Origin of the sequence: Consotaella salsifontis (assembly GCF_900167365.1) — a bacterium.
GTDB lineage: Bacteria > Pseudomonadota > Alphaproteobacteria > Rhizobiales > Rhizobiaceae > Consotaella > Consotaella salsifontis.
This window is the reverse complement of the sequence record NZ_FUXL01000009.1, coordinates 180,401-190,021: the sequence shown is the minus strand read 5'-3', so window position 1 is coordinate 190,021 and position 9,621 is coordinate 180,401. Positions and strand designations below refer to the sequence as shown.

9 protein-coding genes and 1 pseudogene are annotated in these 9,621 nt (G+C 60.6%); 4 read left to right on the top strand and 6 right to left on the bottom strand.

From position 1 onward, the window contains the following. From B5D38_RS22575 to B5D38_RS14250, 5 genes and pseudogenes are all read right to left on the bottom strand, one after another. Window positions 1-103, bottom strand: a pseudogene (locus B5D38_RS22575) (DUF736 domain-containing protein); the annotation flags it as partial. A gap of 122 nt (window positions 104-225) precedes the next feature. Then, the gene (locus B5D38_RS14265; protein WP_078709095.1) at window positions 226-525 is read right to left on the bottom strand and encodes a DUF736 domain-containing protein; all 300 of its coding nucleotides are present in this window, start codon (window positions 523-525) and stop codon (window positions 226-228) included. A gap of 538 nt (window positions 526-1,063) precedes the next feature. Next, window positions 1,064-2,212 carry an IS110 family RNA-guided transposase gene (locus B5D38_RS14260; RefSeq protein WP_078709093.1) on the bottom strand — a complete coding sequence of 383 codons (1,149 nt, stop codon included), beginning with the start codon at window positions 2,210-2,212 and terminating at the stop codon, window positions 1,064-1,066. 294 nt (window positions 2,213-2,506) lie between these two features. Continuing rightward, window positions 2,507-2,659: a hypothetical protein gene (locus B5D38_RS22400; RefSeq protein WP_207552959.1), complete on the bottom strand. Its 153-nt coding sequence runs from the start codon at window positions 2,657-2,659 to the stop codon at window positions 2,507-2,509. A 19-nt stretch (window positions 2,660-2,678) separates the two neighbouring features. Then, window positions 2,679-4,082, bottom strand: coding sequence for an MFS transporter (locus tag B5D38_RS14250; protein ID WP_078709091.1), 1,404 nt, complete (start codon window positions 4,080-4,082; stop codon window positions 2,679-2,681). Window positions 4,083-4,142: 60 nt separating this feature from the next. Between B5D38_RS14250 and B5D38_RS14245 the strand changes: the two genes are divergently transcribed. From B5D38_RS14245 to B5D38_RS14230, 4 genes are all read left to right on the top strand, one after another. Further along, entirely contained in the window at window positions 4,143-4,376 is a 234-nt protein-coding gene (locus B5D38_RS14245; protein ID WP_078709090.1) for a hypothetical protein, read from the top strand. A 265-nt stretch (window positions 4,377-4,641) separates the two neighbouring features. Then, window positions 4,642-5,508 carry a zinc metalloprotease HtpX gene (locus B5D38_RS14240; protein ID WP_207552958.1) on the top strand — a complete coding sequence of 289 codons (867 nt, stop codon included), beginning with the start codon at window positions 4,642-4,644 and terminating at the stop codon, window positions 5,506-5,508. Between the two features lie 218 nt (window positions 5,509-5,726). Continuing rightward, on the top strand, window positions 5,727-6,821 hold the full coding sequence (locus tag B5D38_RS14235) for a glycosyltransferase family 4 protein (RefSeq protein ID WP_078709088.1): 1,095 nt from the start codon (window positions 5,727-5,729) through the stop codon (window positions 6,819-6,821). A 14-nt stretch (window positions 6,822-6,835) separates the two neighbouring features. Next, on the top strand, window positions 6,836-9,055 hold the full coding sequence (locus tag B5D38_RS14230) for an amylo-alpha-1,6-glucosidase (protein WP_078709087.1): 2,220 nt from the start codon (window positions 6,836-6,838) through the stop codon (window positions 9,053-9,055). A gap of 185 nt (window positions 9,056-9,240) precedes the next feature. Here B5D38_RS14230 and B5D38_RS22070 read toward each other — a convergent pair whose 3' ends face one another. Continuing rightward, window positions 9,241-9,492: a hypothetical protein gene (locus B5D38_RS22070; protein ID WP_131829927.1), complete on the bottom strand. Its 252-nt coding sequence runs from the start codon at window positions 9,490-9,492 to the stop codon at window positions 9,241-9,243. Between the last annotated feature and the right edge of the window lie 129 nt (window positions 9,493-9,621).

Below are 9,621 nucleotides of genomic sequence, written 5' to 3'. Positions count from 1 at the left end.
CCTCGGGAACGATGCGGACGTTCTTGGCCTGGACGGAAAGGGTGACGATTGCGCCGGTGAACTCGTTGTCGCCGGTCTTCTTGAAGGTGCCGATGGTCGCCATGGTGGTTCTCCTTGATCTCTGGTCTTCGAGCTCGCACCGTTGCGGCCTCACATGAGGGATCACCCGTCAAGGGGTGGGGAATGATGCTGGGCGCTCCACGCTGAGCGGAGCGCCCGTTGTTGTCATCGCGACCAGATGAGCTTGTGTTCGCCTTCGTCGCCCTGGATGAGGGTGGCGTAGATCGGCGCCGGAAGGGACGGATCGTCGAGTTTGATCGAGAGATACTCCGTTCCCGAGTCCTTGGCCGTCTTGCTCCAGGCCGCGCCCAGTTCGACGCCGTTGGCGCTGACCCGGTAGTCGGGCGCGCGTTCGCTGTCCTTGGCAGCGGGCTTGATGACCGCTTTGACGTTCACGTTGAGGGTGCGGATCGTGCCGGCGAAGGTGCCGTCGTCGCTGCGGGTGAAGGTGCCGATCTGAGCCATGTCGTATTCTCCTGACTGTGCTCGAAGCCGCCCGATGCGGCCTCGTGGCGATCGAAAGGCGGTGGGTCGGCCGACTGCACCCAAGGGGCCGAAGCGCGAGCGGAGGACGGCGGCAGCCGAGCTTGTTGTTCCGCGAGGAATGCGGCGCAGCCGCAGGGGAAGAAGGTCGGCGAAGCCGTTGCAGGCATAGGCCGTCCCGGCGCCAGATCAGCCCGAACAGAGGCCCTCTGGCGGCTTTCCGGCCTGGTCAGCCGGAACGACGATGGTCGTCACGCCTCGCGATCAGCGGCGCGCCCTGCGCCTGCCGACATCATCCGCGAACAAGAGGTCTGAGCCGGTCCAATGATCCGCGCCTATGCACGTATCAACCTCACATCCGGTCGCCGCCGAAGCAGTCGAACCAATATCCCGCCTTCGGCGGCAAGGGCTCAGGAGGGCGATTCCAGACTCGATGACGGCGTTGTTGCCCAGGCCGCAAAACGGTCGCCCACCTCTATCCGCAGGGCTGATCAGGCCCAGGCGGAACTCAATATCTCGATCAGGCGCGCATGGCAGCCCCTTCGATGACCACGCCGGCAGTCGCGTACTTCCAGAGCGCCACCAGCAGCTTCCTCGCCAATGCGGTGATCATAGTCTTCTTCATCCGGCCGCCGTTGCGTTCGACACGCTCGCGGAACCACTTGGTGAGGTTGGAAGACGGCTGATGGCGTATCCAGAGCCACGCGAGCTGGATCAGCATACTGCGCAGCCGGCCGTTACCGGACTTGCTGACGCCCTGTTCGCGAGCGACAGAGCCACTTTGCCACGGCGTTGGCGCCAGGCCCGCATAGGCGGCGACCTGTCGTCGGTTGTCGAAGTGCCGAAAGAGCCCTTCGGACCAGAGGATCGATGCGAACTCCGGCCCCACGCCGACGACGTTGGTGATCATGCGCACGACCGAGTTATCCTGGCTAGCAGCCTCCGCCAGCATGGCGTCCCGCTCGCCATCGACGATGACGAGTTGATCGATAATCTGCTCCAGGCGCTCGATCTCCCGCAATATCTGCCGCTTCATATAGCCCGGGAGCGGCCGCCCGTCGCCGGTGACCAGTGTATCGAGAACTTTGCGCCGATCCCGGCGAAGTGGCGAAAACGTCGTAATGCCTTGGGAAAACAGAAGCCCCTTTATGCGGTTGCTGTGCTTGATGCGCTCGCTCATGAGGATCTTGCGCTCTCGGCCGATGCGCCGGCGATCCTCCTCTTCGGGAGTCGGTACACGCAGCATCGCACACACCCGCGGCTCCCCGCGCTTGTAGGCGAGCAGCGTCCTGACCAGCGTCTCGCCATCGACGCGATCCGTCTTCACGCGCCGCTTGCGCCGCGAGGAGGCGATCGAGGCTGCGTCGACGATATGGCTCTCCATGCCTTCTGAAACGAGCACGCGATGAATCCAGAAACCATCCAGGCCTGCCTCGTAGATGCTCACGATTGGATAGGTCTGGCCCGTTCGTTGCTCGGCCTTGGTCCGCAGCACGCCAAGACGCTCGAGCAGGCCCGGAATATTACCGGCATCAACGGTGTGTCGCGACATCTTCTCCCCGCCACCAGGGGACAGCGACGTTATCAGCCAAGTGCTGCGGCTCAACTCCAGCGACACGAAAATGGCGTTCAGCTCACCGGCCACTACAATGCCTTCCTCGATCTGCATTATGCGCTGCTGCCAAAGATACGGAGCGTGGTTCTTATCAAACGCCGACCTCGCTCTGCCTCATGGGATCTCGATGGCGATCGACGGGCCGAAGGCGATCGGCGCCGCATCCGCTTGCGGGCCGTAGCATCGCGGAGGATGGCAGCCGGACGGCTTTCTTGTTCCGCGCGGAATGACGGCATCCTCGGGTTCCCCAGACGGCGCGCCGCGTGGGGTGGGGATCCGGCAGGGGAAGAAAGTTGGCTGGCGTCATTGCGGCCAAGACGATCGAGGCGCAGCCGGCCTTCGGCCAGATCAGCCCATTGAAGAGGCCGTGCGGGAGCGCTCGAAGTAAGTGGAGGTCAGTTGAGGCGAAGAATCATCAAGGCAGTGATAGACCCTTGCTCGTAATCCAGCGGGCAGCTTCATTTTCCCTTGAGCATCGACGATGCTTTTCACAGTCGTCATCGAACAATGCGCCTGTGCACTACGAGCTAACGTGGTCCCGTGCATCTCTGATGGTATCGGGGCCATGACGATGGAGATGAAGCGCCGCGTGGCTCGTCTGTGGCACGGCAACATATATCTGCTTCTCTTCGCCTGGAATTGGAGCACGCTGCCTTACACGGAACGCCGCATAAAACCCGTAGGCTGCCATGCCTGCACCTACGAACGCGAACAATCCACTCGGCCCCAACTGGTTCATGGCCAAGCCGGCAAGTGACGGACCGAATGCAGAGCCGATGCCGTAGACAAGGATCATCTCGCTCGCCGCCGCGACGACATGCTCGGCATCAATTCCATCGTTGGCATGTGCTACGCACAGCGAATAGATCGGCATCATCGTGCCACCCAGAAGCAGCGAAAGAATTAAAAGAGTTTCGATGTTTTGGTCGGTGAGCCATAACGCTATCGCAATAAGAAAAGATGCAAACGCGCAACCGATGATCGCGAATCGCCGATCGATTCGATCCGAAAGCCACCCAAGCGGCCACTGAAAGATAAGAGCTCCTACCAGCATGATGGCCAGAAAGGCAGATATTTCGATATCGGTCAGTCCGGACGATTGAGCGAATGTCGGCCCCATGCCAAAGAACGCGCTGACGGTGGCTCCAGTCATGAACGCTCCGACCACGGCTAGCGGCGAAATGGCATAGAGTGCGCGAAGTCCGAGCCGCGATGACGTAACGATGCCGGGAGCCCGAATGCCCGTCGCGGTGATGGGTACCAGCGCAAGTGACAGGCAAGCAGAGACTAGGCTGAAAAGGATAAACCCTCGGGGCGACGCAACATTTAAAAGAAGTTGGCTGAGGCTCCAGCCGGCGTAGAGCACCACCATGTAGGTGGCGAGAACGCGACCACGTTGATTTCTCGTGGTTGAGGCGTTTAGCCAGCTTTCGACGATAACAACAAGGCCTGCGTAGCAGGCGCCGTGGATAACGCGCAATCCGATCCAAACGAAGGGAAGTGGCAATATTGGAAAGCAAAGAGCTATAGCCGATGTTACCGCAGCGAGCGCGGCGAAAGCTCGGATATGCCCGACGACATGGATTAGGCGGGGACTCAATACAGAGCCGCCGGCGTACCCAATGAAATAGGCCGACATGATGAGACCCACGGTTTGGCCGTTCATTCCCTCCAGGCCGGCCCGCACGCCTACAAGAGTTGTCTGTAGCCCGTTTCCCAGGACGAGAAGAATTACCCCAGCGAGAAGCGACCATAGGTGTGCCTTTCCAACATTGCTTTCGCCGTTTGTCTCGAGATCTTTCCGTTCTTTTTGCATTGCTATGTGGTTTTGATTTGAGGTGTGGTCGAATGCAGATGTCGAAAGGCTGGTTGACGATCCATGTTGAATGTCGCTCGGATCGAAACCAGATGTGGAATCGAGCATTCAAAACTCGCTCCTGACACCCTTCTAGGCTGGATGTGACTGCAGCATATGGGGATAGCAATGGCTAGTTTGAACCGTGAACGTGTCGAGCAAGTCATCGGGCCTGTCGATGAGGACCTTCTGGCTGAGATTGTCAAAATCGAAGCCGAGCAGGAAGAGCTTGCCGAAGCCCACGCCTGGGTCACCAATGATGAGGCAATGTTGAACAATGCGCGCCGTTTCCCGAGCGGCCGCGTCGGTCAATTGGTCCGAATACTGGAGACGATCGAGGGCCCTCTGGTACGAGACGAATGACACCGGATGAAGTAGAATAAAAGATAAAAGGCAAAGATCGCTACATGCTGCCGGTCGGAAGCATGGTTCCCAACATTCTCCAAGACAAGCCGCGGAGACAGCGGCCTGAAAAATTTAAATACTTTAGACATAGGAAATGTAGCAGGGCGCCTGGTCGATGAGTCGAAAAAGGTCGACGCTTTGTCGTGCCGATTCTCAAGCGATAGCAGCACAACGTGTGGTGAACCGACTGCAGTCGGGGCTGATTATACTCGGATTGTTCGCCGTGGCCGCGTGGACCGGGTATGCCGTCATCGGTCCCGACGCTATCTCGTGGGCCGTGCTACTGGCTGGACTTCTGCTTTTGGGCGGAGCGACGTCGGGCGATAAAATGATTCGAGGCGTCTATGGCGCCGTTCCGCTGGATCAGACCAATGCGCCCGAGCTCTCTTATTTGGTTGAGCAGCTTGCCCGAGGCGCCGAGTTGCCGGTGATCCCGCGCCTCTATCTGCTTCCTAGCCCAGTTCTTCAGGCGATGGCGGTGGGCGATCAGAAGGATCCCGCCATTGCGCTGACGAGCGGCTTAGTTCGGACGCTGCCGACGAATGAACTGGTGGGTGTCCTCGCCCACGAAATTGCCCATGTCCGCCACGGGGACACTTTCGTCATGCGTTTGGCGGTGACGGTCGGTTCGATCACGCAGGCGATGTCGAGCGCCGGGCTGTTCATGCTTTTTGCTGCGCTGCCAATGCTTTGGACAACCGGCGCGCTCATTTCGCCGATGGCCATCGGTCTCCTGATCCTGTCGCCGGTGCTGAGCGATCTCTTGGAATTGTCGCTTTCGCGGCGGCGCGAATTCCTGGCGGATGCAGGAGCAGTAGAGTTGATGGGAGATCCGCGGCCTTTGGCGCAGGCGCTTGCGCGCATCCAAACGCTGCAGGGAGATGATTGGGAGCGGATGCGCTCGCGCGGAATTCGCTGGCTGAGCTTGTTTCGAACGCATCCTACGACGTGGGAGCGCGTCAAACGACTGCAGGATCTGGCCCCTTCCGCCGAGCCAGAACTAACCTACAACGGGCTTTCTCCGCAACTTCAACAAGTCTTGAGATCTGCTGATCCGCGGCGCCGGCGGATCATGCGCCGTCTCCTCTAGGCCTTCGGTTGGACAGCTAGGCTGCGGCGTTTCGGCGCCAACTGCATGCCACAACTTTTTGCGATAGTGCAACAGGGAGCTGGAACATTCTTCAACATTGGGCGTTTCGCGCGCGCCCGAGCTGCTCGCTCGGCCTCATCGTCCGCTAGTACAGTGCCACTTCCGCCTGCCGCGGAGGATGACTTTCATTGCCGTCGCTTTGAAAGGAGACCTTGCTGATGAAGATCGCGCAGATCGCTCCCCTCGCCGAAAGCTGCCCGCCACGCCTTTATGGTGGCACGGAACGGATCGTCTCTTACCTCACCGAGGAACTTGTCCATCAGGGACACGAGGTCACGCTGTTCGCCAGCGGCGATTCTCTTACATCGGCCGAACTGGTTCCCGGATGCCAGACCGCGCTGAGGCTTACGCCATCGGTGCGCGATACCATTCCCTATCACATGATGATGCTGGACGAGGTTCGCCGCCGTGCCGACGAGTTCGACGTCTTGCATTTCCACATCGACCTTTTGCAGTTTCCGCTGTTTCGCGACATAGCCCATCGCACCGTGACCACCTTGCACGGTCGCCTCGATCTGCCGGATCTGAAGCCCTTCTATTCTGTCTTCAACGATTTGCCGCTCGTCTCCATCTCCGATGACCAGCGCCGCCCCATGCCGCCAGTCAACTGGGCGGGCACCGTCTATCACGGCCTGCCGCGCAATCTCCTGCCGTTCAGCGCTGAGGCCAAGGGTGGCTATCTTGCTTTCCTCGGTCGCATCTCGCCGGAGAAGCGGCCGGATCGCGCCATCGAGATCGCTGCGGGAGCCGGTATGCCGCTCAAGATCGCGGCGAAGGTTGACGCGGCCGATCGCGCCTATTGGGACGAGGTGATCGAGCCCATGATCAAGGCGCATCCCAGTATCGAGTTCATTGGCGAGATCAACGAACGGCAGAAGGCTGAGTTTCTCGGCAATGCGGCGGCGCTGCTCTTCCCGATCGATTGGCCCGAGCCCTTCGGCCTGGTGATGATCGAGGCAATGGCCTGCGGCACGCCGGTAATCGCCTTCCGCCGCGGCTCCGTTCTCGAGGTTATCGACGATGGCGTCTCCGGTTTCATCGTCGACGACACGCATCAAGCGGTCGAGGCCGTGCAACGCATCGCGACTCTCGATCGCGCCAAGGTGCGCCATACCTTCGAGCAGCGCTTCAGTGTCGAGCGAATGGCGCGGGACTATCTCTCGATCTATCGGAACCTAGCGGGTGTTCGCACCGATGCCGCCCATTTGCGACGGCGGAATGGGGAGAATCCCGACCTTCAGATCGTGGCTTGAACAAGGGGTGAGCGATGCAGTGGATCGATGCCGAACGTGTTTCTGAAATGCAGGAGGCCGGCAGTAGCGTCGGCACGGCGCCGCTCGCCCAGTTCTTCATACCGGCGTCCTCCTCCCTCGAGGAGCGACGGCCCCGCACGCTGAAGCACGGCGATACCTTCGCCGTCTTTGACCACAATGGCGATGCCCTTTCGGGGCCGGGCAGCCCCGAAGGTATCTTCCATAACGACACGCGATACCTCTCGCATCTCTATCTGACCATCGAGGGCGGTCGCCCGATCCTGCTTTCTTCGACGCTGCGCGACGACAATGCGGTCCTGACCTGCGATTTGACCAACCCGGATCTGCACGATGAGACCGGTCATGTTCGCTTGGGACATGACCTGGTCCACATCCGCCGTTCGCGCTTCCTTTGGGAAAGCGCCTGTTTCGAGCGTCTGGCCTTGCGCAGTTTTCATTCCGAGGTCTGCCGGATCAAGCTGCGGATCGATTTCGCGGCCGACTTCGCCGATCTTTTCGAGGTGCGCGGCACCAAGCGGGCGCGACGTGGGACCGATCATCCGGCGGATCTCGTTCAGGACGGGGTAACCTTGTCCTATACCGGTCTGGATGGCCGCACGCGCGAGACACGGCTGCGCTTCGATCCGGCGCCAGCAGTGTTGGAGGCTGATCATGCCGTGTTCGAGTTGGAGCTTCGCCCGCGCGAAACACGGACAATCTTTCTGGCAATCCGCTGTGGGGATGATGAGGGCGATCAGCCGGTTCGGCGAGCCTTCTTCAAGGCGCTGCGCGACGCCCGGCGCGCTCTGCGGGGCTCATCGTCTCGCGCGACCGCCATTGTCACCTCCAACGAGATGTTCAACGAGAGCGTGCGCCGCTCCGTCTCGGACCTCTACATGCTGATGACGGACACGCCCGAGGGACCCTATCCCTACGCCGGCATTCCGTGGTTCAGCACGGTTTTCGGCAGAGACGCCCTGATCACGGCCATGGAGACTCTGTGGCTCGATCCGGCGATTGCCCGCGGTGTCCTTGGGCATTTGGCAGCCGAACAGGCGAAGGCCTTCGATGCTGCCGCCGACGCCGAGCCCGGCAAAATTCTGCACGAAGTGCGCAAGGGCGAAATGGCCGAACTCGGCGAGGTGCCGTTCCGACGCTACTACGGAAGCATCGATTCGACGCCGCTCTTCGTCATGCTGGCAGGCGCCTATCTGGAGCGCACCGGCGATCTCGACACGGTTCGCCGTCTATGGCCGAACATCGAGGCGGCGCTGGCTTGGATCACGGAATACGGGGACCGCGATGGCGACGGCTTCGTGGAATACGGGCGACACACGGCCGAGGGGCTCGCCAATCAAGGCTGGAAGGACAGCCACGATTCGGTCTTCCACGCTGATGGAACCCTGGCGCGCGGGCCGATCGCGCTCGCCGAGGTGCAAGCCTATGTCTATGGCGCCTGGCAGGCGGCGGCCGCGATCGCCAGGCCCCTTGGCCGAGACGCGCAAGCCGTCGATTACGAAAAACGAGCGACGCTGTTGCGCCGGCAATTCGACCAAGCCTTTTTCGACGAAGCGCTCGACACCTATGTTCTGGCCCTGGACGGCGACAAGCGAGCCTGCCGCGTTCGTAGCTCCAACGCCGGGCACGCGCTTTTCACCGGCATTGCCATGCCCGAGCGCGCCGGCACGGTTGTGCGTACCTTGATGAACCGCTCGTCCTTCTCCGGCTGGGGCGTGCGCACGCTGGCCGCGGGTCAGGAGCGGTACAATCCGATGAGCTATCACAACGGCTCGGTTTGGCCGCATGACAACGCGCTGATCGCTGCCGGATTTTCCCGCTACGGGTATTCCGCCGAAGCGGCACGCATCTTCGAGGGGCTGTTCTCCGCATCGACCTACCTCGATCTGAGACGGCTGCCGGAATTGTTCTGCGGCTTTCCGCGTCAGCGCAGCCGAGGCCCTGTGTTCTATCCGGTCGCCTGCGCGCCTCAGGCCTGGGCGGCGGCGACCCCTCTATCGCTGGTCCAGTCCAGTCTCGGCCTCGGCTTCGACCCGGCCGCCAGTCAGATCACCTTCAACCGCCCGGCGCTCCCTGACTTCATGGACGAGATCGTCCTGCATCGCCTGTCGGTCAACGGTGGCAGCGTCGACGTGGCCGTCCGCCGCGCTGGCAGCGAAGTCGCGATCAACGTCATGGAACGGCGCGGCGACGTGCATGTCATGACGCTGAGCTAGAGCATTTTGCAGTCAGGTGGAATCACCTGACATCGCATAAATGCGGCACTGACAAAGAGATAGAGTGGGCGGGCGGGCATAGCTGAGCCCATCCCGCTCTAGGCCACCAGAAACAGGAAGCCGATCGAAAATAAAACATCCTGGCGAGCGGACGACGTCATTCGGCGCCCGCTCGCCAGGATGTATCAGCCGTTCTGTGAAGCATCTTTTGTGCGGATGCGAGGTTCGGTTTCGCTGGACGCGTTTCTTGCGGGAGGAGTATGACGTTGGAGGTCAAAGATATCGTCTGATGACCGTATGGCCTCGATTCCGCTCAATAGGGTCTGCTCTATCTCATATAGCTGTCGCTGATAATCTTGAGATAGTACAGTAGTTTCTGCATTTGCCGGCTGAGAGAGTGAGAAAGCCATTGCAGCGGCGATAACGAAAGCCTTCATTCGCTACCTCCTTATCCTAAGCACAGGGAGATGTTTAGGAGGTGCCTAAGATGGTGTTGCTCTTGAGCGATCGCAAGCCCCCAGGAGCCGGGTGTCAATATATCTCGTAGTCAAACGGGATCGAAGAGC